Genomic DNA, 24,383 nt, shown 5'->3' with positions numbered 1-24,383 from the left:
CCGTCAATAGCGCCGTCAGGCGCCCTGGGCGTTCTGCTCGCAGAAGCGCAGGCGGTTGCCGAAGGGATCGTTGACCGTCACCTCCAGCCCCCAATCCTGCTGCTCGAGGCCTGGCCGGTTGTTGGCGTAGTTGCGCCCGATCAGCTCGGCGTGGAAGGCGCGGATTCCGCTCATCCGCACGAAGCAGGTCGCCCCTGGACTGGCGTCGCCATGGTGCTCGGAGAGATGGACCAGCAGCTCTCCGCGCGAGAGCTGCACGTAGAGCGGCGCGCCGGGATGGAAACGGTGCTCCCAGTCGACCGCCATGCCGAGGAAGCCGCAATAGAATTCGCGCGCCTTGGCCTCGTCGAAGGAGCGGATGACGGGGATGGCAGGCTTGATGGCGATGCCGGGAGGCTCTGCGGCGGGCGAGGGGGACGCGGCGTCGACCCGCGCCGACAGGGTGTTCCAGTCGGCGAGGCCGAACTGTTTCGCCACCAGTTCGAGGGCGAGGGCGTGGGGAATGTCGATCGACCGGGCGGAGAGCTCCTCGCGGAGCGACCTGGCCATGGCCTTGGCATCGCGGAACGAACGCATCGTTGCCGATCCTTCTGAGGGTTCAGGCGATGGGTGTCAGGGCTCGCATTGCTGACGCTTCGCCTGTCCGCGGAGGGATCGGGAAGAGCCTTCTCTCGTCGATACGTTCACCGGACCCGATGAGGGGCGCGAGCGGCAGGCCGTATCAGCCTAGCGCCTGTCTAGCGGCGCTCCGGGACGTGTGCAACAGCCGCCGCCGGGCACTTTGTGGCAGGTGACGCTGCCCACAACGCCAGACGTGGGTATTTGCAGGACAACGAAGCATGCGCCGTTAACGCGACCACCCCCCTCGGGCGAAAGGCGACGGTCGAGATCAGCGTCGCACGACACCCGTGATCCGGCGATTGCGATCTTCGTACACGCCGGTCTGCATGCACGATGCCCGATAGGTCTCACAGCGGGCGGTTGGTGCGTTCACGCGCGTATTGAACGATACGCACTCCTGAACGAGTTGCGAGCAGGTTTTGCCATTCGCCGGCCCCGAGGGGGTCGTGCCGGCGAAACCGCGGGTCCGCTGATAAGCATTGGGCCCGCCGGCAGCTTTACAAGCTTCAAGGTCACGCTGATGCCGGGGGTTAGTTGGATAGCTGCTCGACGGTGGTATGCCGAGCGCTTGCCAGCAGGCGTTGTGCACGCTCCGCTGATTGTTGAACGAGGATGTGGCAGTCTGGGCCTGGGACCCGACGCTTCCGATCGGTAGCGAAAGTGCCACCACAAAGCCAAATACTGCCCCGAACTTCATCTGATTGCCCCGTTGATACTGCTCATCGAACCATTATGGTGCTACCGGGGTCAACACCGGGGGGGGAGATATGGCCAGGCAAATGGTCACTGCTGCACTTCTGGCCGTTCTAATGCTGGGGATGGGACACGCTCCGGCCCTGGCGCAGGATCGCTCGGCCTGTACCCGTCAATGTGGCGGAAGGCCGGGTGGGGAGGCTGCCAATCCCCCGAGCGTGGTCGCATGTTTCCGCCGCTGCATGGGGGTGCAAGGGAACAGCGACAACACTGCCTCTCGACAGACACAGCCGCGACGCTGAACCCCGAAACTGTGATCTCCCGTGTCTGCCTGCGGGTAGGTCTCCAGAGATGCCTGGTTCGCTGAAGGCACTCATCCTGTGAACTCGACTATACCGCCTGGGCCGATCCTCCTGGAGCGTCGCCCCACAGGATGAGGAGATGAGGTGTGGCGCGTCGCGGGGGCGCCCCCGCCTTACCCCACCGCCAGCGTGCCGATCGCCATGGTCACCGCGGCTTGCGTGGGATCGATCACCGGAATGCCCAGCGCATCCTCCAGCGGCTTCCGGTGCCGGGCCATGCCGGCGCAGCCCATGACGATGGCGCCGGCGCCGTCGAGGTCCTTCAGCTCCCGCCCCACCGTGATCATGCGGGCGAGCGTGCCGTCCCCCGAGGCGGTCTCGGCCACCGACATTTCCAGCGGCCGTTCGCCCGCGAGGCGCTCCATCAGACCCATCTGGCGGAGGTAGCGGATGTGGCGGGGAATGGAGCGCGACTTGATGGCGATGACGCCGAAGCGGTCGGCGCGGGACAGGGCGGTCAGCACGCCGCATTCGGCGATGCCGAAGACCGGCCGGCTCGTCCCCTCGCGGGCGACGAAGAGGCCGGGGTCGGAATAGCAGGCGATGATGAAGGCGTCGGCGTCGTTGGTGGATTCCACCTTGCGGCGCAGCGGCAGGGTGACGCTCTCGACATGCTCCTGCGTCTCGACGCCGAAGGGCCCCTCGGCCAGCGTCTCGCAGACGATCTCCGGTCCGTCGGCATAGGTCAGCGGCTTCACGGCCTGGCGCAGGCCCTCGGTGACGGCCTCGTTGGAATTGGGGTTGATGACGAGGATACGGGGTCTGCGTGCCATGAGGTTCCGCTTCGGCTCTGGGTCGGTCTATTGTCGGGCCGGAAATTTCTCCCGTCCAGCCGGAGCACGACATGCCTGCCTCGCCCTTCGACCTCGTCATCCGCGGCGGAACCGTGGGGGCGGCGAGCGGACGCTACGCGGCCGATGTCGGCATCCGCGACGGCAAGGTGGCGGCGATCGGCCTCGGCCTGGGCGAGGGCGCGCGCGAGATCGACGCGACGGGCAAATTGGTCCTGCCCGGCGGCATCGACACCCATACCCATATCGAGCAGGTCTCGGCCGGCGGCCTCCTCAACGCCGACACCTTCGAGAGCGCCACGACCTCGGCGGCCTTCGGCGGCAATACCTCGGTCATCTCGTTTGCGGCCCAGCACCGCGGCAAGGACCTGCGCAAGGTGGTCGACGACTATTCCGTGCTGGCCGAGCGCGGGTCGCTGATCGACTACGCCTTCCACCTGATCGTCGCCAATCCCGACGAGAAGACCATCACCAAGGACCTGCCGGAGCTCATCGGCGAGGGCCACGCTTCGGTGAAGATCTTCATGACCTACGACCTCATCAAGGTCGACGACGAGCCGCTGCTGGACGTGCTCATGACCGCGCGGGAGAACCGCGCGCTGGTCTGCGTCCATGCCGAGAACCACGGCATGATCTCCTGGATGGGCAAGCGCCTCGTCAAGAAGGGTTATGTGGCGCCGAAATATCACGCCATCAGCCATCCCCGCGGCTCGGAGGCGGAGGCCTTCACGCGGCTGATCGCACTCTCGGAGCTGATCGACCAGCCGATCATGATCTTCCACGTCTCGACCGCGGAGGGCGCCAAGGTGGTGCGCGACGCGCGGGCGCAAGGCTTGAAGGTCTTCGCCGAGACCTGCCCGCAATATCTGTTCATGACGAAGCACGACCTCGACAAGCCCGGCATGGAGGGCGCCAAGTGGATGTGCTCGCCGCCGCCGCGAGAGAAGGAGGACCAGGACGCGCTGTGGCAGGCGCTGGCGCTGGGCGACCTTCAGACGGTAACCTCCGATCACGCGCCCTATCGCTTCGACGAGACCGGCAAGCTCTCCGCTGGCCCCAACGCCAATTTCAAGGCCATCGCCAACGGCCTTCCCGGCCTTGAGGTGCGCCTGCCACTGATGTTCGACGCCATGGTCTCACAGGGCCGGCCTGAATTCTCCGGCCGCGGCCTCGAGGCCTTCGTGAACCTGACGGCGACGCAGCCCGCCTCCATCTACAACTTGGCCGGCAAGGGCCAGATCGCGCCGGGTTTCGACGCCGACATCGCCATCTGGGACCCGCAGAAGTCCGTCACCATCACCGACGAACTCATGCACGACCTGACGGGCTACACGCCGTTTGCCGGCCGCACCGTGAAGGGCTGGCCGGAGACGGTGCTGGTGCGCGGGCGCGAGGTGGTTTCAAAAGGCACGCTCGCCGGCAAGCCGGGCGAGGGCCGCTGGATGAAGCGCACGGGCGGCTGGGCGGCGGAGCCGACGGGCAAGCTCACCGCCGACATGGACCCGGCGCGGAACTTCGGCGCGAAGGTGCTGTGAGCGCAGTCTGGACGCCCGAGCAGCAGATCAGGGTCAAGGTGCTCGGGCTGGCCCGGCGCGGCGCGCATATCCTCGTCGCCGAGGTCACAGGGGCGGACGGCCGGGTCACCGGTGTCCGGCCGCTCGGCGGCTCCATCGATTTCGGCGAGACCCGCGAAGAGGCCCTGCACCGCGAGTTTCGCGAGGAGCTGGGATGCGCCATCGCCATCCGCGGGCCATGGCACGCGCTGGAGAACCTGTTCGTGCACGAAGGGGCGGCCGGCCACGAGATGGTCTTCGTGGCCGAGATCGATCTTCTGGACGATGCGCTCTACGCGGCTGGACCGGTCAGCTTCACCGAGTCGAACGGCGAGACCTGCCGGGCCGGTTGGTACAGCCCGGCCGACCTCGCGGCCCGTGGATGGAACCTCTATCCGGTGGGGCTCGCCGAGATCCTGTGACGGCGCGGATGCCGGGAGGCGCGATCGCAGCGCTGCTCGAACGACGCACTCCGGCCATACAGGCTCGTGTCCGGCGGCCTCTCGCATCCCACCCTTGCCGACCCTCTCCCGCACCGCCACATTGGCGCCCATGACCCAGAGCACCGACAATCCCTTCTTCCGCCCCTGGACCACGCCGTTCGGGATCGCACCCTTCGGCGACATCCGCATCGACGATTATCGCCCCGCCTTCGAGAGGGCGCTGGCCGAACACCGGACCGAGGTCGACGCCATCGCCACCAACCCGGACGCCCCGAGCTTCGCCAACACGATCGATGCGCTGGAGACCGGCGGCCATGCGCTGGACAGGCTCTGCGGCGTCTTCTTCAACCTCGCCGGCTCCGACGCCACCGAGGCGATCCAGGCCATCCAGCGCGAGATGGCGCCGCTGCTGGCGCAGCATTCGAATGCCATCACCCTCGACGCCCGGCTCTTTGCGCGCGTCCGCGCGCTGTATGAGCGGCGGGACCAGCTCGGCCTGACGGGCGAGCAGCTTCGGGTGCTGGAAAAGACCTACAAGAATTTCGTCCGCGGCGGCGCGGCCCTGGACGAGGCCGGCAAGGCGCGGATGCGGCAGGTGACCGAGCGCCTCGCCACCCTGGGCACGGCCTTTTCGCAGAACGTGCTGAAGGACGAGGCGACGTGGACGCTCGACCTCTCCGAGGCCGACGTGGCGGGCCTGCCGGACTTCCTGAAGAGCGCGCTGGCCCAGGCCGCCAAGGATCGCGGCCGCGAGGGATACGTCATGACCCTCGGCCGCTCCATGGTCGAGCCCTTCCTGACATTGTCGCCGCGGCGCGACCTGCGCGAGACCATCTTCAAGGCCTGGGTGAAGCGCGGCGAAATGGGCGGTGAGACCGACAACCGCGCCATCGTCGCCGAGACGGTGAAACTCAGGGTCGAGCGGGCAAAGCTGCTGGGCTATCCGACCTTCGCCGCCTTCAAGCTCGACGAGACCATGGCCAAGACGCCGGACGCGGTCCGCACGCTGCTGGAGCGCGTGTGGAACCGCGCCGTGGTGCGGGCCGGCGAGGAGAAGGCCGATCTCGCCGCCGTCGCGCGCGAAGAGGGCATGAACGAGCCGATCCAGCCGTGGGACTGGCGCTTCTATGCGGAGAAGGTGCGCCAGAAGCGCTACGCCATCGATGAGGCCGCGCTCAAACCCTATTTCCAGCTCGACCGGATGATCGAGGCGGCCTTCGCGGTGGCGACGAAACTGTTCGGCGTCACCTTCCGCCGGCGCGACGACGTGCCGGTCTATCATCCCGACGTCAGGGCCTACGAGGTGCTGCGTGACGGGCAGCATGTGGGACTCTTCCTCGGCGATTATTTCGCCCGTCCCACCAAGCGCTCGGGGGCCTGGATGAGCGCCTTCCGCAGCCAGGAGAAGCTGTCCGGACCGGTGCGGCCGATCATCGTGAACGTGATGAATTTCGCGAAGCCCCCGGAGGGCCGGCCGGCGCTGCTCTCCTTCGACGATGCGCGCACGCTGTTCCACGAGTTCGGCCACGGGCTGCACGGCCTCCTCTCCGACGTCACTTATCCGCTGCTCTCCGGCACGTCGGTGGCGCGCGACTTCGTCGAGTTCCCGTCCCAGCTCTACGAACACTGGCTGGAGCGCCGCGAGGTGCTGTCGGACTTCGCCGTCCACGCCGAGACGGGCGAGGCGATGCCGCAGACGCTGATCGACAAGCTGATCGCCGCGCGCACCTTCAACCAGGGCTGCGCGACGGTGGAATATGTCTCCTCGGCCCTGGTCGACCTTGCCTTCCACTCGCTGGACACGGCGGCGGACATCGATCCCGTGGCCTTCGAGACGGAGGAACTCCGGCGCATCGGCATGCCGGAGGGGCTCGTCATGCGCCACCGCACGCCGCATTTCGCCCATGTCTTCTCGGGCGACGGCTATTCGGCCGGCTATTACAGCTACATGTGGTCGGAGGTGCTGGACGCCGACGGCTTCGCCGCCTTCGAGGAGGTGGGCGACCCCTTCGACCCGGTCCTCGCCAGGCGGCTCGGCGATTATGTCTATGCCGCCGGCAACAGCCGCGACCCGATGGAGGCCTATGTGGCCTTTCGCGGCCGCGAGCCGGACCCCGAGGCGCTGCTCGTCAAGAGGGGCCTGGCGACGGCGGCCTGAGCCGCCGGCCCGCTACTGCCGCATCTCGACGGCGCCGCCCAGCGGCGCTCCCCATTCGGCGGCGGTCTGGCGCACCCAGGAGACGTAGTCCTTCACCGGCACGAAGATCGGCGTCGAGGTGCATTCGCGCCCGGGGTCGGTGGTGCCGCCCTTGAGCACGCCGACCACGGTGAAGCTGCGGCCGATGCGGCGATAGACCGGACCGCCGGAATCCCCCACGCACATGCCGGGCCGCTGCTGGCCCTCCTCGCCGGTCAGGCCGGCGAAGCCGCGGCCGGGAACGCTCGGCTCGGAGGTGCGCATGAGGGCCTCGCGCAGCACGCCGTCGCGGGAGCGCGACCGCTCGGTGGAGCCGAAGCCGGCGATGATCAGCTCCTCGCCCGTCGTTCGGCCGCCGAACAAGGCGACGCCCCAGCCGCCGGAGGGCAGGGCGGCGGGTCGCGCATCGGCGCCGAAGGGGCGGGTCACCTGGATCAGCCCGACATCGTCGGAGGCGAAGCCGTGGCGGGGGTCGAAGCCTGGATGGGCGGCGGTGCGCTTCACCGCCACGGCGACCCGGCGGAAGGAGCGGTCGAGATAGCGCACGCGGTAACGGCCGCTGGCCGAGACGCAATGGGCGGCGGTGAGCACGAGGTCGGCGCCGACGATGGCGCCGGTGCAGATGCCTTCCGGCGTCTCGATGAGCACGGTGGACCGGCGCGTGCCGTTGGGGTCGCGTGCAGGCTCGCCGCGCATCACCGCGGCGGCTTCGCCGACGCCGGCCAGCACCGCCACCGCCACCGCCACGAGGGCGGCGAGGGCCCGTCCGGACCTTCCGATACCGAGCCGCACCATGAAACACCTCTTCAGGTCGCGCCCCCCGGCCGTCACGCCGGTCTGCCGAAGGCTTAACAGACCCCCGCGACGGGGCGGATGTCAATCGACGGCGGGCCCGGCGGGCCTCTTTTCCCGCGCTCCGCCTGCCTTTCGCGGGCTCGGGGGCCGGTGACGGGCCGCGGCCGGACATTGTGGCCTTGTGTTGTGACGGGCAAGGCGCGACAATTCGCGCAATGCGGCGCGCCAGAAGGCCGCACGACGAGGCAACACCGGGGTGAGCGGCGTGGACACCGCACTATCGAGCTATCGCATCGTCATCGCCGACGATCATCCCCTGTTCCGTGGGGCCTTGCGGGAGGCGGTCGCCGGGCTGCCGCGCCAGCTCTCCATCGCGGAGGCGGGGTCCTTCGCCGAGATGCAGGAGATCGTCGGTGCCGACCCGGACGTCGATCTCGTGCTCCTCGACCTGACCATGCCGGGCGTGAAGGGCTTTTCCGGGCTCATGTATCTCAGGGCCCAGCATCCCGGCGTGCCGGTGGTCATCGTCTCCGCCACCGAGGACGCGGAGGTCATCCGCCGCTGCTTCGAGTTCGGCGCCTCCGGCTTCATCCGCAAGACGCTCGGCACCGAGGAGATGCGCCAGGCGGTGCAGACGGTGCTCGACGGCGGCAGCTTCGTGCCCGCCGACGTGGATCTCTCCGCCAGCCGGGATTCGGAGAGCGCCAAGCTCGCCGCCCGCCTCGCGAGCCTCACCCCGCAGCAGGTGCGTGTGCTGATGATGCTGTCGGAGGGGCTGCTCAACAAGCAGATCGCCTACGAGCTCACGGTCTCGGAGGCGACGGTGAAGGCCCACGTGTCGGCCATCCTCACCAAGCTCGGCGTCGACAGCCGCACCCAGGCGGTCATCGCCGCCTCGAAGATCGCCGCCGAAGGCTGGCCTGGACAGGCGCTGAACGGGTAGGGGCGGCGACCTCCGCCGAAGAGCATGGCGAGGGGGCGCCCTTCCCGCTTGCCAGCGTCAGACAGTTGCTACCACACTGTCTCACCGCCCCGTTCGAGGGCGGATCCAAGACATTCGGGAGGATATGATGGCTGGCCTTCATTCCAGACGCGACGCCCTGTCTCTTGGCCTCGGCCTTGCCGCGACCGCGGCCCTGCCGGCGGGCTCCGCCCTCGCGCGGGCACCCAAGCTCAACAGCCAGGCGCCCTATTTCTACCGCTTCGGCTTCGGCGAGGCGGAGGTCTCGGTGGTCTCCGACGGACCGCTGCCGCTCGGTGATCCCTCCGAATCCTTCCTCGGCGTGCCGAAGGAGGAGATCCGCGCCATGCTGACGCGCAACTTCCTCAATCCCACCGCCGTGACGCTGGAGCAGAACATTCCGGTGGTGAATTTCGGCGACCGCCTCGTGCTGTTCGACACCGGCATGGGCACGTCGCAGGCCTTCGGGCCGACCACCGGGAGGCTGATCAAGTCGCTGGGCGAAGCGGGCATCCGCCCCGGCGACATCGACGCCATCTGCTGCTCGCACGCCCATATCGATCATGTCGGCGGCATCGTCGGCGCCGACGGCAAGCCGCTCTTCCCCAATGCGGAGGTGTGGCTGGCGCAGTCGGACTTCGACTTCTGGACCGACGAGGCCAAGCTCGGCTCGCCGCTCAAGGCCTTCGTCGAACATGCCCGCAAGAACCTCCTGCCGGTGCGCGACCGCATCAAGTTCTTCCGCGACGGCCAGGAGTTCATCCCCGGCGTGCAGGCCATCGCCGCCCCCGGCCATACGGTCGGCCACACGATCTTCATGATCTCCTCGGGCGGCAAGCAGTTCTGCTTCATGGGCGACCTCACCCATCACCAGATCCTGCTGCTGGAGAAGCCGCTGATGGAGTTCGCCTATGACAGCGACCCCAAGCAGTCGGCACAGACGCGCGTGAAGCTGCTCACCATGCTGGCGGAGAAGCAGGTGCCGGTGATGTCCTATCACTTCCCCTGGCCCGGCTTCGGCCATCTGGCGAAGGCCGGCGACGGCTTCCGCTACTTCGCCGAGCCGATGCAGATGGTGCGGTGAGGCTTGCTGCGGCGGGGGCGCGTGCGCTCCTCGCCGTCACAGCTCCCGCGCCTGGAAAGTGTTGCAGCTCGACACCTGACCGCTCCTGAGGCCCGTCATGAACCAGCGTTGGCGCTGGGCCGAGGAGCCGTGGGTGAAGCTGTCGGGCACCACATAGCCCTGCGAGCGGCGCTGCAGCATGTCGTCGCCGATGGCGGCGGCGGCCTGCATGGCCTGGCGCACGTCGGCCTCGTCGATGAAGCGGTACTGCTGCTGGGTGTGATAGGCCCAGACGCCGGCGAAGCAGTCGGCCTGCAGCTCGACCCGCACCTGAAGGGCGTTGCTCTCGCGCTCGTTGCCCGAGGCGCGCTGTGCCTGCTGCACGCGGGTGAGCACTCCCATCAGGTTCTGCACGTGATGGCCGACCTCGTGGGCGACGACATAGGCATAGGCGAAGCGGCAGGCATTGTCGCCGCCGGTGCAGCCGCGGAACTTCGTCGCCAGCTCGCGGAAGAACGAGGTGTCGAGGTACACCTTGTTGTCGTTCGGACAGTAGAAGGGGCCCATCTCCGACTGGGCGGCGCCGCAGCCCGAGCGGGTGCGGGCGTTGAACATGACGAGGCCCGGCGCCTGATAGCGGCGGCCCGCCTCCTGGAAGATCTTCTGCCAGGCATCCTCGGTGGAGCCGAGCACGGCGGCGACGAAATCGCCCATCTGGTCGGTCGGCCGGCCGCCCTGGCGCGAAGGCGCCTGCTGCTCGACCTGGCGCTGGCTGCCGCGGGTGACCGCCTCGTAGCCGCCGATCAGGACGGCCGGGTTGATGCCGGTGACATAGGAGATGAGGCCGACCACGATCATGCCGCCGATGCCGATGCCGGCGGGCCCGCCCGGAACGCCGCCGCCGCCGCCGCGACGATCTTCGATATTGTCGGAACGGCGCAGATCTTCCCAACGCATGGCGTCAACCCCTCACATGCGGCGATCATGCCGCTGCGGTCCGGGAGGTGCAACTCCCGGCGGGGACGCGGGTTTCACGCCGGCGGCAGTCTTTGCGGGACGCCGTGTTTACCAATCGGTGACGGAATATTTCTGCAGTCGAGCCTGCGACTTAAGTGTCCCTTTACTCTACCGGGCCACTCTCGCGGGGCGTTGCGACACGATTGTTTTGCGTACCGAGTGCCGCCTGATGCTGTTGACGTCGAACGGAACTGCCCGATCTGGTGACCGCGTACGGGCGGTCCGTTCGCCTTCGCTCGTCCCCGATCAGGGGCTCGGCCTCTCGGGCCGCATCATCCTGGGCGACTGCATCGCCGCGCTGAACGACCTGCCTGCGGCCTCCGTCGACATGGTCTTCGCCGACCCGCCCTACAATCTCCAGCTCCAGGGCGAGTTGCACCGCCCCGACGACAGCCGCGTCGACGCGGTGACCGACGACTGGGACCAGTTCGAGAGCTTCGCCGCTTACGACGCCTTCACGCGCGCCTGGCTCACGGCCGCGCGCCGGGTGCTGAAGCCGAACGGCTCGCTGTGGGTGATCGGCTCCTACCACAACATCTTCCGCGTCGGCACGGCGCTGCAGGACCTCGGCTTCTGGGTGCTGAACGACGTCATCTGGCGCAAGGCGAACCCGATGCCGAACTTCCGCGGCCGCCGGTTCACCAACGCCCACGAGACGCTGATCTGGGCCTCGCGCGACGCGAAGGCCCGCTACACCTTCAACTACGAGGCGCTGAAGGCCGGCAACGAGGACGTCCAGGTCCGTTCGGACTGGTTCATCCCGCTGTGCACCGGCGAGGAGCGCCTCAAGGACGATGCGGGCCGCAAGGTCCATCCGACGCAGAAACCCGAGGCGCTGATCGCCCGGGTGCTGCTGGCCTCGTCCAAGCCCGGGGACGTCGTCCTCGATCCTTTCTTCGGCTCCGGGACCACCGGGGCCGTTGCCAAGCGCCTCGGCCGCCGGTTCATCGGGATCGAACGCGATCCCGCCTATGCGAGAGCGGCCGAGGCGCGCATTTCATCCGTGGAGCCGCTGGCGGAGGCCTCGCTCGCCGCCTTCACCACCGCGCGGGAGGCGCCGCGCGTCGCCTTCGCCTCGCTGGTCGAGCGCGGCATGGTGGCGCCGGGAACGGTGCTGACCGACGAGAAGGGCCGTTTCCAGGCGGTGGTGCGTCCCGACGGCTCGCTGATGGCCGGGCCGCAGGTCGGCTCGATCCACAAGATCGGCGCTCTGGTCCAGGGCGCCCAGGCCTGCAACGGCTGGACCTTCTGGCACGTCAACGACAACGGCCGCCTGTCGCCGATCGACGCCCTGCGCGCCCGCATCCGCGAGGAGATGGGCGCCTCCTGACCCGGCGACCGGCTTGACCTGACGTCGATCAAGGCGGGCCCCTATATGGTCCTGCTAGATCGGCGTCCCGAACGGTCCGGAAGGCTGGCGATGAAACTGCGCTCCTGGTTGATCCTGCTGCTGATCGCGGCCGCCCTCGGCGGTGCCGTCTTCTGGCGCTACGGCCGCGGGGCCGAGATCCAGCTCCAGGCCGTCGGCCGCGGCACGGCAGCCGAGATCGTCTATGCGACGGGCATCGTCGAGCCGGTGCGCTGGGCCAAGATGGCCTCGATGGCGCGCGAGCGCATCGTCGCCCACTGTTCCTGCGAGGGCCGCACGGTGAAGGAGGGCGACATGCTCGCCCGCCTCGACGACCGGGAGGTGCGCGCCAATCTCGCCGAGCAGCATGCGCGCCTCGCCCTGGCCCAGCGCGAGGTGGACCGGGTGAGCCAACTGATACAGCGCGGCGTCGCCACCCAACAGGCCTACGACAAGGCCACCGCCGACCTCGCGCAGATGCGGGCGCTGGTGGCCGCCACCAACGAGCGGCTGGGCAACTACCAGATTCTCGCGCCGCGCGACGGCGTGGTGCTACGGCAGGACGGCGAGGTGGGCGAGATCGCCGACATCGGCCAGATCCTGTTCCGCGTCGGCGATCCGCGCCCGCTGCAGGTGACGGCGGACGTGGCCGAGGAGGACATCCCGCGCGTCCGGGTGGGGCAGACCGTGCTGCTGCGCACCGACGCCTTCAAGGACCGGCCGCTCGACGGCACCGTGCGCGACATCACGCCGATGGGCGACACGGCGACCAAGACCTTCCGGATCCGCATCGCGCTGCCCGACGACACGCCGCTGCATTTCGGCATGTCGGTTGAGGCCAACATCGTCACCCGCGAGGCGAAGGACGTGCTGCTGGTGCCGAACGAGGCGATCATCGGCGGCGCCGTCTTCACGGTCGATGCCGGCCGCGTCGTCCGCCGGCCGGTGGAGACCGGCATCCGCGGCACGCGGCTCACCGAGGTCCGCTCCGGCATCGCCGAGGGAGACCGCATCGCCGTGCCGGCCGAGGCGCGCTGGCGCGGCGGCGAGCGGGTGCGCACTGCGCCATGAACCTCGTCGTCGACATCGCCTGGACCCATATCGCCGCCCGCCTGCGCCAGACGGTGGTGGCGGTGCTCGGCGTCTCCATCGGCGTCGGCTTCTCCATCATGATGGCGGCGCTGATGCAGGGCTCGCAGGACGATTTCGTCCGCACCCTGGTCAACGCCATGCCGCATATCGCCATCAACGACGAGCGGCGCGAGGCACCGCGCCAGCCGGCGGAGGAGGCCTTCGACACCGCCCAGATCCGCGGCCTGACCCCGGCCACGCGGCGGCGCGGCATCAACAATCCGATCGCCACCATCGCGGCGCTGGAGAGCTGGGTGCCGGGCGCCGTGACGCCCTCGGTCCAGGCCCGCGGCATCCTGCGCTACGGCGGCAAGGACGTGACCTCGGTGATCGTCGGCATCGATCCCGCCCGCGAGCCGCGGGTGTCACAGCTCGTCAACCACCTCAGACAGGGCTCGCTCCCCGCCCTCTACCGCGCCACCAACGCCATCATCCTCGGTGACCGGCTGGCCGAGAAGCTCGGCGCGCGCCTGGGCTCCAACATCTCGATGTCTGCCGGCACGGGGAAGGTGATGACGGGGCAGGTGGTCGGCATCTTCCGCTCCGGCGTGCGGGCCGTGGACGAGGGCACGTCCTACGTGCTCATCAAGACCGCCCAGATCCTCGCCGAGCAGACCGGCCTCATCAACGAGATCCGTATACGCCTCAACGACCCGATGAACGCCAAGGCGGTGGCCGACCGGATCATCGCCGATACGGGGCTGAAGACCGTGTCCTGGCAGGAGGCCAACGAGGACCTCATGTCGGCCTTCGTCATCCGCAACATCATCATGTACACGGTGGTGGGCGCCATCCTGCTGGTCGCCTCCTTCGGCACCTACAACATCATCTCCACCATCACCTTCGAGAAGAGCCGCGACATCGCCATCATGAAGTCGCTGGGCCTGACGCAGGCGACCGTCCGGCGCATCTTCATCCTCGAAGGGCTCGCCATCGGCCTCGCCGGGGCGCTCGCCGGATCGGTGCTCGGATTCGTGCTGACGCAGGTCATGCTGTCCATCGAGATCAGGACCGGCTTCACAGACTCCACCCACCTGCCGCTCATCGTCGCGCCGCTGCACTATGCGATCGCCGGCGGCATCGCGCTGGCGTCCTCGGCCATCGCCGGCTTCTTCCCGGCGCGCAAGGCGGCGCGCGTCCATCCCGTCGAGATCATCCGGGGGGCGACATGACCGGGCCCCTCATCGAGACCCGCAAGGCGACGCGCATCCTGCCCGGCACCGTGCCGGTGACGCTGGTGGCCGACATCGATCTCCTCATCCACGACAGGCAGTTCGTCGCCATCACCGGCCCCTCCGGCTCCGGCAAGTCGTCGCTCCTCTATCTCCTCGGCCTGCTCGACGTGCCGACCTCGGGCGAGGTTCTGGTGAGGGGCGAGGACACCAGCCTGCTCGACGACGACGAGCGCGCCAGGATCCGGCTCGAGACGCTCGGCTTCATCTTCCAGTTCCACTTCCTGCTTCCCGAATTCACCACGACGCAGAACGTGATGCTGCCCATGAGGGCCGTTGGGAAGCTGTCGGCGCGGCAGATGAAGGAGCGGGCCGAGAGCCTGCTCTCATCGCTCGGGCTCGAGGACCATCTCGCCAAGCGGCCGGACCAGCTCTCGGGCGGCCAGCGCCAGCGGGTCGCCGTGGCGCGGGCGCTCGCCAACGATCCGCCGGTGATCCTCGCCGACGAGCCGACGGGGAGCCTCGATTCCAAATCTTCCGAGCAGGTGTTCCAGATCCTGCGCGACCTCGTCGACAAGGACGGGCGTTCCGTCGTCGCCGTCACGCACGCCATCGACCTTGCCGAGCGCATGGACCGCCGCGTCCACCTGGTGGACGGGCGCATCGTGTCCGACGAGATGCGGGCCGGCCTGCCCGTGCGGGAGCCTGCCTGAGCCCCGGCATGATGGCGCCACGGTTCGGCGCTAGTCGGGCGGCATCGAACAGGAGGTTTCCATGCGTCTCGCCCTCGTCTCCACCGCCGTCGTCGCGGCCGCGTTCCTCGTCGCGGCTCCGGGATCGCCCGGCATGGCTTCGGCGCAACAGCCGCCGCGGGCGACCGGTCCCTCCCAGCCCGCCTTCCAGGCGGCGATGCGGCACTGCCGGCGCGAGCTGCCGGTGGCGCGGCGCTTCATCGGCCTGCCGCGAGCGACGGTGGAGGCGCGCTATCGCGTCCCGCGGGGCCTCATCGTGCGCTACTGCGCCATCTGCACCCGCGACTTCCGGCCGAATCGCCTGAGCTTCGGGCTGGACGACCGCGGAATCGTGCGCGGCGCTTCCTGCGGCTGAGGCCTCAGCGGTAGAGCACCCCCGGCAGCCAGAGGGCGATGCCGGGGAAGGCATAGACCACGGCCATGCAGCCGACGACGATGAAGATGAAGGGCATCACACCGGAAAAGATCTGGTTGATGGTGACGTGCGGGGGCGCCACGCCCTTCAGATAGAAGGGTGCCATGGCCACGGGCGGCGACAGGAACGACGTCTGGATGTTCAGGGCGATGAGGATGCCGAAGAACAGCGGGTCGATCTTGAACGTCTCCAGCAGCGGCAGGAAGATCGGCACGAAGATGACGATGATCTCCGTCCATTCCAGCGGCCAGCCAAGGACGAAGATGATGACCTGGGCCAGAATCATGAACATGGTCGGCGACAGGTTGAGCATGGCGACGAAGGCCTTGATCGGCTCGTGCCCGCCGAGGATGGCGAAGATGGACGAGAAGATGAAGGAGCCGACGAAGAGCCAGCACACCATGGCCGAGGTGCGGGCGGTGAGGAACACCGATTCCTTCAGCTTGACGAAGCTGATGGAGCGATAGGCGGCGGCGAGCAGGACCGAACCCAGGGCGCCGACCGCCGCCGCCTCGGTGGGCGTCGCGATGCCGAAGAAGATGGCGCCGAGCACCGACATGATGAGCAGGGTCAGCGGGAAGAAGCTGCGCGCCAGTTCCTTGAAGACCGCCTTGCCGAGGACGAGCAGCAGCACGAGGCCGATGGCGCCCGCGCCGAGGATCACGTGCGGCAGCTTGTCGGGGACCGTGTAGTCGATCTCGCGCGGCGTCACGCCGGCCGGCGTGGTCATGACGCGGAACATGTTGAGCAGCCACTCCATGCCGTAGACCACGGCATAGGCGACGGGCACGGCTAGCAGGACGATGACGACGTATTTGACCAGCGCCATCTTGTCCTTGTCGAAGTCGAAGCCCAGCGGCATGCGCTGCTCCTTCGGCAGCTTCGGGGCGAGCGCCGGGTTCATCATGCAGCGGACGATGACGTAGAGGATGTAGAGGGTTGCGAGGAGCAGGCCGGGGAAGAAGGCGCCCGCATAGAGCTTGGGCACCGAGACGCCGGCCGTGGCGCCGTAAAGGATGAGCATGACGCTCGGCGGGATGAGGATGCCGAGGCAGCCGCCGGCGCAGACGACACCCGCCGACAGGCGCTCGTCGTAGCCGGCGCGCAGCATGGCGGGGAAGGCGAGGAGCCCCATCAGGGTGACCACCGCACCGACGATGCCGGTGGCGGTGGCGAAGATGGTGCAGGTGATGAGCGTCGTCACCGCCAGCGATCCCGGCAGGCCGCCGATGGCGAGCTGCACCGAGTTGAACAGCCGGTCGAGGATGTTCGCCCGCTCGATGATGTAGCCCATGAAGATGAAGAGCGGGATGGCGACCAGCACGTCGTTGGTCATCACCGAATAGGTGCGCTGGACCACCAGGGCGAAGACGATGTCGCCCTGGGCCGCGTAGCCGAACATGACCCCCAGCGCCATCAGCGTGAAGGCGATGGGGAAGCCGAGCATGATGAAGATGACGAAGAGGACGAGCATGAGCACGCCCAGCTCGGGATTTCCGATGGTGATGCCGAACATCAGGCGGCCCCTTTCGTCTTGGCCGCCTCGGCCTGTTCGAGGATGATCTTCTCGGTCTCCTCCACGTCGTGGAGGCGCGGCGGCCACTCGCCCGTGCGGATGCACAGGACGCAGCGCACCACTTCGGCGAGGCCCTGGACGACCATCAGGCCGCCGACGAGGGGGATGAGCGACTTGAAGGGGAAGACGTAGGGACCGTTCGGCGAGTTCGCCGAGCGCTCGAAGATGAACCAGGAGAAGTTGGCGAAGGTGAAGCCGGCGTAGCAGAGGGCGAGGATGCCGGGGAAGAAGAAGACGAAATAGAGGACGAGGTCGAGCTTCGCCTGAGTGCGGGGCGGCCATTCGCGGTAGAGGAAGTCGCCGCGGACATGGCCGTTGCGGGCCAGCGCATAGGGGCCCGCCAGCATGAAGAGCACGCCGTAGAGCATGTAGCTGACGTCGAAGGCCCACATGGTCGGGGCCTGCAGGATGTAGCGGGCGAAGACCTCGTAGCAGATGGCAAGGGTGAGAACGACGATGGACCAGGCGGCCGCCTTGCCGATGAGGGTGGAGACGTCGTCCACGGCCAGCAGCAGGGCCATCAGCCGGTCGGTGCCGGCGCGGCGCATCATCAGCCAGAGAACGGCCGCACAGACCAGCGCCCAGCTGCCGAGCAGCAAGGAGAGGAAGAGGGGATTGGGCGCCATCGGACATTCCAGGCGGGATCGGAAGGGTGGCGGTCGGACCGCCGGCGGCCGGAAGGCGGCGGTGGCCCGCCGCCTTCGCGTGCTGCGGATCAGGAGCCGCCGAAGAAGTGGGTGTAGGACATCTCACGCGAGGGCGTGTTGATGCGCTCGTAACCCACGGTGCGCTGGGCCCAGGCGCGCTGGCTGTCGATCACCTTCTTGAAGAAGGGATTCTCGGCCGAGAGCCGGGCGACGACCTTGTCCCATGCCTCGAGCTGGGCCTTCAGGATGGCGTCGGGCGTCTTGATGACGTTGACGCCGCGGCCGCGCAGGGCGGCGAGGTCCTTGGAGTAGCGGTCGAGCGCCTTCCAGTACATGTCGGAGGAGGCGGATTCGGCGGCGTATTTCAGGATCGCCTTCTGCTCGGCGCCCATGGCGTCGTACTTGGCCTTGTTGAAGATGACCTCGAAGGCCTCGGCCGACTGGTGGTAGCTCTGCAGCATGTAGGTCTTCGACACGTCGGCGAAGCCGAGGATCGAGTCCGAGCTCGGATTGTTGAACTCGGCGCCGTCGATGAGGCCGCGTTCGAGCGCCGGTACGATCTCGCCGCCGGCGAGGATGGTGACCGCCGAGCCGAGCTCGTTGAACAGGTCGGCGGCGAGGCCCACCGTCCGGTACTTGAGGCCACGCAGGTCGCTCGCCTGGGTGAGCTCGCGCTTGAACCAGCCGAGGGGCTGGCACGGCATGGGCCCGGTGAGGAAGCCGACGACGTTGACGCGGGTGATCTGGGTCAGCAGCTCGTTGTAGAGGTCGTAGCCGCCGCCGTAGTTCATCCAGCCGAGGAAGTTGTGGGCGTCCCAGCCATAGGCGGGCGGCGTGCCGAACAGCGAATAGGCCTTGTTCTTGCCGAACCAGTAGGCGGTGACGCCGTGGCCGCCGTCGAGAATGCCGGCATGGACGGCGTCCTGGAGCTGGAAGGCGGGCACGACGGCACCGGCCGCCAGCACTTCGAGGCGGAGCCGCCCGCCGGAAATGGCGTTCACGCGGGTGGCGTAGTCGTTGCAGAACTCGTGGAAGATGTCGCGCTGCGGCCAGGTCGACTGGAAGCGCAGCGTGACGGTCTGGGCGTTGGATACGGCGGGAGCGGCGACGGTGGCTGCCGCGGTGGCGCCGGCGAGCGCGAGAAAGCGACGGCGATCGGACTTCGGCGGTGCCGAAGCAGGGGTGTCAGTCATGGGGCGTCTCCTCTTGCGACGTCAGGCCCTTGTGAACGGGCTCGTTAATGTCGCTGGGAGAAGAGACTGATGCACTGCGTCGAAAGGTCAAGTGCAAGCTTCGCCGCAGTCGTCACCATCTTGTGTCGGGACTGAACAGGACTTTCTCCGTGCGGCCATGAACGCCCTGGGTCTCCGACTTTAGTCCAAAGCGGATCCCCTGAAGAGATGAGTCGCGCGGAGGGGCCGGCGGCACAACGAAAAGGGGCGCCTCGCGGCGCCCCTTCCTTAAGCTCTGAGCCTGGATGGCTGGATCAGAAATCCATGCCGCCTGCGCGCGCCGGGCCTGCCCGGCTCGCGCCTCGCCAAGAGATGGGCGGCACAACGAAAAGGGGCGCCTCGCGGCGCCCCTTCCTTAAGCTCTGAGCCTGGATGGCTGGATCAGAAGTCCATGCCGCCCATGCCGCCGCCGCCCGGCATGGCCGGAGCTGCGGATTCCTTCTTCGGCGACTCGGCGATCATCGCGCCCGTGGTGATGAGCAGCGAGGAGACCGAAGCGGCGTTCTGGAGAGCGGTGCGCACGACCTTCATCGGGTCGACGATGCCGGCGTCGAACATGTCGACATACTCTTCCGTCTGGGCGTTGAAGCCGAAGGTGGCCGACTTGTTCTCGAGCACCTTGCCGACGACGATCGAGCCCTCGACACCGGCGTTCTCGGCGATCTGGCGGATCGGAGCCTCGATGGCCTTGAGCACGATGTTGATGCCGGCCTGAACGTCGGCGTTGTCCGACTTCAGCTTGGCGACGGAGGCCTTGGCGCGGAGGAGAGCGATGCCGCCGCCGGGGACGATGCCCTCGAGGACAGCCGCGCGGGTCGCGTTGAGAGCGTCGTCGACGCGGTCCTTCTTCTCCTTCACCTCGACCTCGGTCGAGCCGCCGACCTTGATCACGGCGACGCCACCGGCGAGCTTCGCGAGGCGCTCCTGCAGCTTCTCCCGGTCGTAGTCCGAGGTGGTCTCCTCGATCTGCGCCTTGATCTGGCCGATGCGGGCCTCGATGTCCTTCTTCTTGCCGGCGCCGTCGACGACCGTCGTCTTCTCCTTCTCGATCAGCACCTTCTTGGCGCGGCCGAGCATGGCGAGGGTGACGTTCTCCAGCTTGATGCCGAGGTCTTCGGAGATGACCTGGCCGCCGGTGAGGATCGCGATGTCCTCCAGCATGGCCTTGCGGCGGTCACCGAAGCCCGGCGCCTTCACGGCGGCAACCTTGAGGCCGCCACGCAGCTTGTTGACGACGAGCGTGGCGAGAGCCTCGCCCTCGACGTCCTCGGCGACGATCACCAGCGGCTTGCCGGTCTGAACGACGGCCTCGAGAACCGGCAGCATGGCCTGGAGGCCGGCCAGCTTCTTCTCGTGGATCAGGATGTAGGCGTCCTCGAGGTCGGCCACCATCTTGTCGGCGTTGGTGATGAAGTAGGGCGAGAGGTAGCCGCGGTCGAACTGCATGCCCTCGACGATGTCCACCTCGGTGTCCAGCGACTTGGCTTCCTCGACGGTGATGACACCCTCGTTGCCGACCTTCTGCATGGCGTTGGCGATCATCTCGCCGATCAGCGCGTCGCCGTTGGCGGAGATGGTGCCGACCTGAGCGACCTCGGCCGAGGACTTCACCTTCTTGGCCGACTTCTCGAGCGCCTTCACGACCTCGAGGACGGCGATGTCGACGCCGCGCTTCAGGTCCATCGGGTTCATGCCGGCGGCGACGAACTTGGCGCCTTCCTTCACGATGGCCTGGGCGAGAACGGTGGCGGTGGTGGTGCCGTCGCCGCCGAGGTCGTTGGTCTTGGAGGCGACCTCACGGACCATCTGGGCGCCCATGTTCTCGAACTTGTCGGCGAGCTCGATCTCCTTGGCGACGGTGACGCCGTCCTTGGTGATGCGCGGGGCGCCGAAGCTCTTCTCGATGACGACGTTGCGACCCTTCGGGCCGAGCGTGACCTTCACGGCCTCGGCGAGGATGTCGACGCCGCGCAGCATCTTTTCGCGCGCGTCCTGGCCGAATTTCACGTCCTTGGCAGCCATTGTGGCTTACTCCTGTCGGAATGAATGAATGGGATGGAGGGAGCGGTTCGCGACTTACTTCGCGATCACGCCCATGATGTCGCTCTCCTTCATGATGAGGAGGTCGACACCGTCGATCTTCACTTCGGTGCCCGACCACTTGCCGAACAGCACCTTGTCGCCCTTCTTGACGTCCAGCGGGACCAGCTTGCCGGCCTCGTCGCGGCCGCCCGGGCCCACCGCCAGGATTTCACCCTCCTGCGGCTTCTCCTTGGCGGTATCCGGGATGATGATGCCACCCTTGGTCTTCTCTTCGCCCTCGAGGCGGCGGACGACCACGCGGTCGTGCAGCGGACGGAACTTCATGGATCTGGTGTCCCTGACATGAGCGGCCCCAGGGGCCGCGGAATTGTTTGGCGGCCCGTCGGCCGGGGCTGTTAGCACTCACCTGAAGTGACTGCTAATGCCCGCCGTGGAGATAGTCCGGGCGGTATCGGGAGTCAAGGACGCAGCGATCTATGGTTAAAACGGCCGACAAACCCCACATGCCTTGACGCCAGACCTCTCCCGCCGGATCGTGACACCATGACGACGGTGACCAGCCAGACTCCCAAGCCCATCCCCGCCGCCGGGGCCGCGCCCTGCGGCGCCCCGGACGAGGCGACGGTGAGCCGCATCGCCCGCTCCTGCATCTGCTACCAGACGCGGATGACGGCCCATGCGGTGACGCGCGCCTATAACCGCGCTCTCGCGCCGCTCGGACTGGAGGTCACGCAGTTCAACATTCTGGCGGCTCTCGCCGTGGCGAAGACCAATTCGGTGACGGCGCTGTCGGAAGCTCTCGCCCTCGACCGCACGACCATGACCCGGAACCTGAAGCGGCTCGAGGCGGCCGGGCTCGTGAGCGTCTCCACCGGCCAGGGACGGGCGGTGCGTCCGGCCCTCACCGAGGCCGGCGCGGCTCTGCTTTCGGCGGCGATCCCCCTGTGGGAATCCGAGCACGTGAAGATGGAGGAGGCGGTGGGGGCCGACGTCTGGGGCCGCACCCGGGACGGGCTCCGCGCCATCCGCCGGTCGGTGACGGACGGCCGCTGCGGCTGAATCACGCCGGGCAACGAGCTTCGTCGAACCGTTTGAGTGTTTCTTAAGTGCCGTTGGGTGAGGGTGCTTGCGGTAACGTGCTGCCGCCGGAGACCCGTTTGACGCCTTCCTCCTCCCTCACCCTCATTCGCGACGCCTGGGAGGGGTGGCGCAAGGACGTGCCCAACGAGCCGGCCGAGGAAGGGCGTATCCGCGCGGCGCAGATCCACGCTGTGGCGCGGTTCTCGCCCCTGACCATGGCGGCCAACTTTATCAACGCCGCCGTCGTCGTGTTCCTGGTACGCGAGGAGGCCAACCCCTTCGTACTCGCCGCCTGGTCGCTCACCATCCTGGCGGTGGTGGCGGTGACGACGCGCGCGTGGTTCCTGCGCCGCGGCCGCAAGCAGCGGCTCCGCGCCTCCGCCCGCGCGATCCGCCGGGCGACCTGGCATGCCGCCACCCTGGCGGCGCTCTGGGCCGCCGTCCCGGTCCTCTGGTTCGGAAGCGTCTCGGCCGAGGACCAGTTGGTCATCGCCTGCCTCGTCACCGGCATGATCTGCGCCGGCGGTTTCGCGCTCGCGACCATTCCCTCGGCCGCCTACGCCTATGTCGGCATCCTCTGCGCCGGATCGGTCGCCGCGCTGCTGGAGACCGGCAACGGTTACGTCATCTTTCTCACCCTGCTGCTGCTCGCCTATGCCTGGATCGTCGTGCAGAGCGTCGCCAATTCCTCGCGTCTGTTCAGCGAGCGGTTCCGGGCCGAGGCGAGTCTGAAGGAACGCGGCGAGATCATCGAGCTGCTGCTCAACGAGTTCGAGCAGCACGGATCGGACTGGCTGTTCGAAACCGATCCCGGATTTGCGGTCGTGCAGCACTCCCCGCGCTTCGGCGAGGTCGCGGGAGTTGCGGGTCAGTCGCTGGTGGGGCGCCGCATCGTCGAGATGGCCGATGAGGAGACCGGGCAGGCGTTGCGCCTCGCCATCGCGCGGCGGCAGCCGTTCCGTGACCTCGACATCCAGGTGGACGTCGCCGGCGAGCCGCGCTGGTGGTCGCTGACGGCCAAGCCCCTCTTCGACGAATCCGGCTGGCACCTCGGCTGGCGCGGCGTCGGCTCCGACATCACCGACCGCAAGGTCGCAAGCCAGAAGGTGGCCTGGATGGCCGCCACGGATCTGCTCACCGGCCTGCCGAACCGCGCCCGGTTCCGGGAACTCGCGGCGCTGCGTCTCGAGACGGCGCGGCGCAACGGCAGCAGTTTCGCCCTCGCCTGTCTCGACCTCGACCAGTTCAAGGCGGTGAACGACACGCTCGGCCATCCCATCGGGGACGCGCTGCTGATGGCGGTGTCCCGCGATCTCGGCGAGCTCGTCGATCAGGGCGTGGTCTTCGGGCGGTTCGGCGGCGACGAATTCGGCATGCTGGTGAGCGATTTCACCCGCCGCTCCGACGTGGTCGATCTCGCCCGGCGCATCATCGCGCGGATCAGCCGTTCCAGGACCATCGACGGGGCCCGCATCACGGTCGGCGCCAGCATGGGCATCGCCTTCGGACCCGGCGAGACCGACACGGTCGACGACCTCATCCGCAATGCCGATCTCGCGCTCTACCGCGCCAAGGACAGCGGCCGCGGCGTGGCTGCGGTCTTCGACGACAGGATGCACCGCGAGGCCGAGGAGCGGCGACTGCTGCAGGAAGACCTGCGCGCGGCCCTCGACGGCGACCAGCTTCGCCTCGCCTACCAGCCGATCATCGACATCCGCGCCGGCGCCATCGTCGGTTTCGAGGCGCTGCTGCGCTGGCAGCATCCCCAGCGCGGCTTGCTGTCGCCCGACGCCTTCGTGCCGATCGCCGAGGAATCCGGTCTCATCGAACCCATCGGCGCCTGGGTGCTGAAACGCGCCTGTCTCGACGCCGCAGCCTGGCCGAAGCCGATCCGGGTGGCGGTGAACATCTCCCCCGCCCAGTTCGGGTCGGCGACCCTGCTCAGCCACGTGGCCCAGGCGCTGGCGGTGAGCCATCTGCCGGCGGACCGGCTGGAGGTCGAGATCACCGAGGCCCTGTTCATGAACCAGATGGCGGAGAGCGGCCGCTTCCTCGCGGACATGCGCACGCTCGGCATCCGCATCGCGCTGGATGATTTCGGCACCGGCTTCTCCTCGCTCGGCTATCTCACCCGCTTTCCCATCCAGAAGCTCAAGATCGACCGGTCCTTCGTGTCGGGCCCCACCGATCCGGAAAACCGCAAGGCTGTGGTCGAGGCCATCGTCGGCATCGCGGTGAGCCTCGGATTCGTCACCACGGCCGAGGGCGTCGAAACGGCGGCGGACCTGGCATGGGTGCGCGATCTCGGCTGCGACCAGGCGCAGGGCTATTATTTCGCCAGGACCCTGTCGGCCGAGTCCGTGCCCGGCTTCATCGCCGGTTTCGCCGACGAATTCGGCGACGGTCTCGGTAGCCAGGCGGCGGCCTGATCGCCGCGCCGGCCCGTTGACCCGTCGGTCTCCCGATCATATCGTGCAGTTACACGATAGAT

General features: G+C 68.0%; 21 protein-coding genes. 12 read left to right on the top strand and 9 right to left on the bottom strand.

Annotation, left to right across the window (positions count from 1 at the left end; translation table 11 throughout):
* Positions 1-15 precede the first annotated feature (15 nt).
* Positions 16-576: a glyoxalase superfamily protein gene (locus C6569_RS14805; protein ID WP_106749568.1), complete on the bottom strand. Its 561-nt coding sequence runs from the start codon at positions 574-576 to the stop codon at positions 16-18.
* A 1,213-nt stretch (positions 577-1,789) separates the two neighbouring features.
* Positions 1,790-2,449, bottom strand: a complete 660-nt coding sequence (locus C6569_RS14800; protein ID WP_106749567.1) for an aspartate/glutamate racemase family protein — start codon at positions 2,447-2,449, stop codon at positions 1,790-1,792.
* A gap of 71 nt (positions 2,450-2,520) precedes the next feature.
* Here C6569_RS14800 and hydA point away from each other — a divergent pair, with 71 nt between their 5' ends.
* The 3 genes from hydA (at position 2,521) to C6569_RS14785 (ending at position 6,621) form a co-directional block, all read left to right on the top strand.
* Positions 2,521-4,002 (top strand): dihydropyrimidinase, encoded by a 1,482-nt coding sequence (gene hydA, locus C6569_RS14795; protein ID WP_106749566.1) that lies wholly within the window; start codon positions 2,521-2,523, stop codon positions 4,000-4,002.
* Positions 3,999-4,442, top strand: coding sequence for an NUDIX hydrolase (locus tag C6569_RS14790; protein ID WP_106749565.1), 444 nt, complete (start codon positions 3,999-4,001; stop codon positions 4,440-4,442). The genes hydA and C6569_RS14790 overlap by 4 nt, the downstream gene beginning before the upstream one ends.
* A gap of 130 nt (positions 4,443-4,572) precedes the next feature.
* Positions 4,573-6,621 carry a M3 family metallopeptidase gene (locus C6569_RS14785; protein ID WP_106749564.1) on the top strand — a complete coding sequence of 683 codons (2,049 nt, stop codon included), beginning with the start codon at positions 4,573-4,575 and terminating at the stop codon, positions 6,619-6,621.
* A 12-nt stretch (positions 6,622-6,633) separates the two neighbouring features.
* Here C6569_RS14785 and C6569_RS14780 read toward each other — a convergent pair whose 3' ends face one another.
* Complete coding sequence (locus C6569_RS14780; RefSeq protein ID WP_106749563.1) at positions 6,634-7,455, bottom strand: S1 family peptidase; 822 nt, start codon at positions 7,453-7,455, stop codon at positions 6,634-6,636.
* Positions 7,456-7,720: 265 nt separating this feature from the next.
* Here C6569_RS14780 and C6569_RS14775 point away from each other — a divergent pair, with 265 nt between their 5' ends.
* Together C6569_RS14775 and C6569_RS14770 are read left to right on the top strand one after the other, a co-directional pair.
* Positions 7,721-8,398 carry a response regulator gene (locus C6569_RS14775; protein WP_106751063.1) on the top strand — a complete coding sequence of 226 codons (678 nt, stop codon included), beginning with the start codon at positions 7,721-7,723 and terminating at the stop codon, positions 8,396-8,398.
* Positions 8,399-8,525: 127 nt separating this feature from the next.
* Positions 8,526-9,500, top strand: a complete 975-nt coding sequence (locus tag C6569_RS14770) for an MBL fold metallo-hydrolase (RefSeq protein ID WP_106751062.1) — start codon at positions 8,526-8,528, stop codon at positions 9,498-9,500.
* A 36-nt stretch (positions 9,501-9,536) separates the two neighbouring features.
* On the opposite strand, the gene ypfJ is transcribed toward C6569_RS14770, so the two are convergent.
* Positions 9,537-10,436 carry a KPN_02809 family neutral zinc metallopeptidase gene (ypfJ, locus tag C6569_RS14765; RefSeq protein ID WP_106749562.1) on the bottom strand — a complete coding sequence of 300 codons (900 nt, stop codon included), beginning with the start codon at positions 10,434-10,436 and terminating at the stop codon, positions 9,537-9,539.
* A 229-nt stretch (positions 10,437-10,665) separates the two neighbouring features.
* Between ypfJ and C6569_RS14760 the strand changes: the two genes are divergently transcribed.
* The 5 genes from C6569_RS14760 (at position 10,666) to C6569_RS14740 (ending at position 15,254) form a co-directional block, all read left to right on the top strand.
* Positions 10,666-11,826 (top strand): site-specific DNA-methyltransferase, encoded by a 1,161-nt coding sequence (locus C6569_RS14760; protein ID WP_106749561.1) that lies wholly within the window; start codon positions 10,666-10,668, stop codon positions 11,824-11,826.
* A gap of 90 nt (positions 11,827-11,916) precedes the next feature.
* Positions 11,917-12,915: an efflux RND transporter periplasmic adaptor subunit gene (locus C6569_RS14755; protein ID WP_106749560.1), complete on the top strand. Its 999-nt coding sequence runs from the start codon at positions 11,917-11,919 to the stop codon at positions 12,913-12,915.
* Positions 12,912-14,147, top strand: a complete 1,236-nt coding sequence (locus C6569_RS14750) for an ABC transporter permease (RefSeq protein ID WP_106749559.1) — start codon at positions 12,912-12,914, stop codon at positions 14,145-14,147. Before C6569_RS14755 ends, C6569_RS14750 begins: the two co-directional genes overlap by 4 nt.
* Positions 14,144-14,860 carry an ABC transporter ATP-binding protein gene (locus C6569_RS14745; RefSeq protein ID WP_106749558.1) on the top strand — a complete coding sequence of 239 codons (717 nt, stop codon included), beginning with the start codon at positions 14,144-14,146 and terminating at the stop codon, positions 14,858-14,860. Before C6569_RS14750 ends, C6569_RS14745 begins: the two co-directional genes overlap by 4 nt.
* Before the next feature lie 61 nt (positions 14,861-14,921).
* On the top strand, positions 14,922-15,254 hold the full coding sequence (locus C6569_RS14740) for a hypothetical protein (RefSeq protein ID WP_106749557.1): 333 nt from the start codon (positions 14,922-14,924) through the stop codon (positions 15,252-15,254).
* Between the two features lie 4 nt (positions 15,255-15,258).
* On the opposite strand, the gene C6569_RS14735 is transcribed toward C6569_RS14740, so the two are convergent.
* From C6569_RS14735 to groES, 5 genes are all read right to left on the bottom strand, one after another.
* Positions 15,259-16,815 carry a TRAP transporter large permease gene (locus tag C6569_RS14735; RefSeq protein ID WP_425440720.1) on the bottom strand — a complete coding sequence of 519 codons (1,557 nt, stop codon included), beginning with the start codon at positions 16,813-16,815 and terminating at the stop codon, positions 15,259-15,261.
* Between the two features lie 14 nt (positions 16,816-16,829).
* Positions 16,830-17,516 (bottom strand): TRAP transporter small permease subunit, encoded by a 687-nt coding sequence (locus C6569_RS14730; RefSeq protein ID WP_245898113.1) that lies wholly within the window; start codon positions 17,514-17,516, stop codon positions 16,830-16,832.
* 89 nt (positions 17,517-17,605) lie between these two features.
* A complete protein-coding gene (locus C6569_RS14725) occupies positions 17,606-18,730 on the bottom strand; it encodes a TRAP transporter substrate-binding protein (protein ID WP_106749555.1) in 1,125 nt (374 codons plus the stop codon).
* Positions 18,731-19,150: 420 nt separating this feature from the next.
* A complete protein-coding gene (groL, locus tag C6569_RS14720; protein WP_106749554.1) occupies positions 19,151-20,791 on the bottom strand; it encodes a chaperonin GroEL in 1,641 nt (546 codons plus the stop codon).
* A 54-nt stretch (positions 20,792-20,845) separates the two neighbouring features.
* Positions 20,846-21,136, bottom strand: coding sequence for a co-chaperone GroES (gene groES, locus C6569_RS14715; protein WP_106749553.1), 291 nt, complete (start codon positions 21,134-21,136; stop codon positions 20,846-20,848).
* A gap of 219 nt (positions 21,137-21,355) precedes the next feature.
* On the opposite strand from groES, the gene C6569_RS14710 reads away from it, so the two are divergent.
* Together C6569_RS14710 and C6569_RS14705 are read left to right on the top strand one after the other, a co-directional pair.
* Positions 21,356-21,871 (top strand): MarR family winged helix-turn-helix transcriptional regulator, encoded by a 516-nt coding sequence (locus tag C6569_RS14710; RefSeq protein ID WP_106749552.1) that lies wholly within the window; start codon positions 21,356-21,358, stop codon positions 21,869-21,871.
* Positions 21,872-21,969: 98 nt separating this feature from the next.
* Positions 21,970-24,321: a putative bifunctional diguanylate cyclase/phosphodiesterase gene (locus C6569_RS14705; RefSeq protein WP_106749551.1), complete on the top strand. Its 2,352-nt coding sequence runs from the start codon at positions 21,970-21,972 to the stop codon at positions 24,319-24,321.
* Positions 24,322-24,383 lie beyond the last annotated feature (62 nt).

The sequence above is a fragment of the Phreatobacter cathodiphilus genome, from assembly GCF_003008515.1.
Lineage (GTDB): Bacteria > Pseudomonadota > Alphaproteobacteria > Rhizobiales > Phreatobacteraceae > Phreatobacter > Phreatobacter cathodiphilus.
The sequence above is the reverse complement of the archived record's forward strand: the minus strand, read 5'-3'. Positions and strand labels throughout refer to the sequence as shown.

Bases quoted from the DNA above. Each gene is read 5' to 3' on its own strand.
- C6569_RS14805 (WP_106749568.1), bottom strand. From the start codon at position 576: ATGCGTTCGTTCCGCGATGCCAAGGCCATGGCCAGGTCGCTCCGCGAG.
- C6569_RS14800 (WP_106749567.1), bottom strand. From the start codon at position 2,449: ATGGCACGCAGACCCCGTATCCTCGTCATCAACCCCAATTCCAACGAG.
- hydA (WP_106749566.1), top strand. From the start codon at position 2,521: ATGCCTGCCTCGCCCTTCGACCTCGTCATCCGCGGCGGAACCGTGGGG.
- C6569_RS14785 (WP_106749564.1), top strand. From the start codon at position 4,573: ATGACCCAGAGCACCGACAATCCCTTCTTCCGCCCCTGGACCACGCCG.
- C6569_RS14780 (WP_106749563.1), bottom strand. From the start codon at position 7,455: ATGGTGCGGCTCGGTATCGGAAGGTCCGGACGGGCCCTCGCCGCCCTC.
- C6569_RS14770 (WP_106751062.1), top strand. From the start codon at position 8,526: ATGGCTGGCCTTCATTCCAGACGCGACGCCCTGTCTCTTGGCCTCGGC.
- ypfJ (WP_106749562.1), bottom strand. From the start codon at position 10,436: ATGCGTTGGGAAGATCTGCGCCGTTCCGACAATATCGAAGATCGTCGC.
- C6569_RS14760 (WP_106749561.1), top strand. From the start codon at position 10,666: ATGCTGTTGACGTCGAACGGAACTGCCCGATCTGGTGACCGCGTACGG.
- C6569_RS14755 (WP_106749560.1), top strand. From the start codon at position 11,917: ATGAAACTGCGCTCCTGGTTGATCCTGCTGCTGATCGCGGCCGCCCTC.
- C6569_RS14750 (WP_106749559.1), top strand. From the start codon at position 12,912: ATGAACCTCGTCGTCGACATCGCCTGGACCCATATCGCCGCCCGCCTG.
- C6569_RS14745 (WP_106749558.1), top strand. From the start codon at position 14,144: ATGACCGGGCCCCTCATCGAGACCCGCAAGGCGACGCGCATCCTGCCC.
- C6569_RS14740 (WP_106749557.1), top strand. From the start codon at position 14,922: ATGCGTCTCGCCCTCGTCTCCACCGCCGTCGTCGCGGCCGCGTTCCTC.
- C6569_RS14730 (WP_245898113.1), bottom strand. From the start codon at position 17,516: ATGGCGCCCAATCCCCTCTTCCTCTCCTTGCTGCTCGGCAGCTGGGCG.
- C6569_RS14725 (WP_106749555.1), bottom strand. From the start codon at position 18,730: ATGACTGACACCCCTGCTTCGGCACCGCCGAAGTCCGATCGCCGTCGC.
- groL (WP_106749554.1), bottom strand. From the start codon at position 20,791: ATGGCTGCCAAGGACGTGAAATTCGGCCAGGACGCGCGCGAAAAGATG.
- groES (WP_106749553.1), bottom strand. From the start codon at position 21,136: ATGAAGTTCCGTCCGCTGCACGACCGCGTGGTCGTCCGCCGCCTCGAG.
- C6569_RS14710 (WP_106749552.1), top strand. From the start codon at position 21,356: ATGACGACGGTGACCAGCCAGACTCCCAAGCCCATCCCCGCCGCCGGG.